The organism is Acinetobacter sp. V2 (assembly GCF_001188385.1).
GTDB lineage: Bacteria > Pseudomonadota > Gammaproteobacteria > Pseudomonadales > Moraxellaceae > Acinetobacter > Acinetobacter oleivorans.
The window spans coordinates 52,878-54,971 of sequence record NZ_JZFB01000007.1 but is presented as its reverse complement, the minus strand read 5'-3'; the positions used below and the strand labels follow the sequence as shown (position 1 = coordinate 54,971).

Sequence of the window (2,094 nt, the reverse complement as noted above, 5' to 3'; positions counted from 1 at the left end):
TGGGGTCGCGAGTTCGAGTCTCGTTTCCCGCTCCAAATTTAAAAGGCCCTAGTCGAAAGACTGGGGCTTTTTTCTTTTCATTGATTCATAATTTTTTTATGGTCTATCTATTCACAGCGTAATTCATTGAGAATGGCCCAGCTCAAAGCCAAATATTTCATTACTAGATTCATATTTTTAAATTGTCAGTTATAACGATTCAATCTAGTTATATTTACAAGGCGTTGGAGTTATTCGATGCGTAGATATAAAGGGTAATAATTGAAAACAGTCCAAGTTAAAGCGCTCTAGGCTACAACTTTGTTGTAAACAGATAGAAAAGATGAAGTTAGAATCATATATATAGCTTTCGAAATAATACTCTTCTGTCTTTTGAGCATCATTAGTTGAATCGAGAAACTGTATATGCTCAGGCAACACATGAAAGTTGAGCTTCTTTAAATGACGGCTCATTCCTTCGCCAGTACATTTGATATAAGCCTCTTTTAAGGTCCATATTTGAAAAAACCGCTGGTATACACTGAATGGATCAGTGAGTTCATTCTCTTTAATCCATTCAATTTCAATCGGTGCTAACACACTATCAACACGCACCCACTCGAACTCACGATCCACTTGTTCAATATCCACTCCTATTTCCCCTTCTTCAGTCACAGCGAGGATAATAACGTCCGCTGAGTGAGTAAGATTAAAATACACAGCCTTGCTGCCTTGTACAAAAGGCTTGCCGTTGGGATGTAATTGAATATTAACTTGATGAGGTGAGATGCCTAGCTTATCCGCCAAGACAGTCTTCACTAATACTCGAGAGATCAAGAAAAGGCGAGCCGCCTTAGGATGATATTGATCATATCTCAGCTTCTCTGCCGAACTGAGAAAGCCGAGATAATGACTCAATACCATATGGTCTTGTGGTACCCGTGAAACTGGGCAGACATAAACCTGCACTTGGGCACGATCAGACATTAGGAAGCGGTAGTGCTGTTGTATTTCATTAGAACAGGTGCGAGATAGTCAGAAACCGCATCTACATGTGTAACGTGTGGATTATGGCCTGCGCTAGCGATAATATGTATAGGGATATCTGCGCTTATTTTGGTAACAATTGGATCTTTATCTCCCACAATAATTTCAACTTTAGAACGAAGCTCATTTAACAAAGCTGTCTGAGTTGCTCGCTGCTGCGGCAAACTAATACGATGCATATATTCACTAATATGCTTGGCTACCGACACTCGACGTAATGAATCCATCGCATAACCAACAGACGGATTTTGTTGTCCATCTGGATGTAGGTCTTTAGCAATCATATCTTTTGGCACAAAACGGAAAATCAGATTAGATATAGCTTGTATCTGAAACATTTTAGCGGCCTGCGCCTGAACAAAATAAGGCGATATGAGGATAAGACGTGCGACTTTATCTGGATATTTCTTTGCAAGATTCAATGCAAAAAGACATCCTAACGAATGTGCAATAACAACACTATTTGGCGCTAAAAGCTTTGCAGCAGCATCAATAAATTGATGGTTGTTGTCTTCCATCATCTCATAACTGCCTGAACGCCCAAGTCCCGGCAGATCCATCATAGCGACCTGATCGTATGTAATTTTATTGATGACTGGAGACCAGCATGCACTATCGAATGGAATCCCATGTAAAAATAATGCAGATGATGTGTCAGAACTAATCGGCTGTTTAGTATAGATTTCTGTCCAATATCGATTCTGATAGCTGAAATGACTAGGTGTTGGTACTTGCATACGGCCAAAGCGTGTAAGCACCAAACGATCAATCCAACGAGAAAAATAAGGAGTGATATTGATCAGGTCCGCAATACCCATTTTCGTCGCCATCGCCTCTGCCCCAGCAACATGATAGTGCTCGGTAGAGATGAAAGAGAGTTGTTCTTTAGAACCATCAAGCAATACCTCAGGTAATTTCTCTAATAGACCTTTGGGTACTTGTAAATGTGGTGTGCTGACTCCCAAATGCTCGGCAGCTAGGTGAACGAGACGATGAAATTTCGGCGTCGCAGGATCAAGCAACATATACTCCTGAGCAATAGTCTCAGGATAAGACATCGTTCGAATC

The 2,094-nt window shown here is 40.7% G+C and carries 2 protein-coding genes; both read right to left on the bottom strand.

Features of this window, described 5'->3' with window-relative positions; translation table 11 throughout:
- Positions 1-204: 204 nt before the first annotated feature.
- On the bottom strand, positions 205-966 hold the full coding sequence (locus tag UC75_RS16730) for a 4'-phosphopantetheinyl transferase family protein (RefSeq protein WP_049838234.1): 762 nt from the start codon (positions 964-966) through the stop codon (positions 205-207).
- On the bottom strand, positions 966-2,094 hold a 1,129-nt coding region (locus tag UC75_RS22190), incomplete at its 5' end, for an alpha/beta fold hydrolase (RefSeq protein ID WP_228137456.1). The genes UC75_RS22190 and UC75_RS16730, both read right to left, overlap by 1 nt.

Coding starts and splice junctions, on each gene's coding strand:
- UC75_RS16730 (WP_049838234.1), bottom strand. CDS start 966: ATGTCTGATCGTGCCCAAGTGCAGGTTTATGTCTGCCCAGTTTCACGG.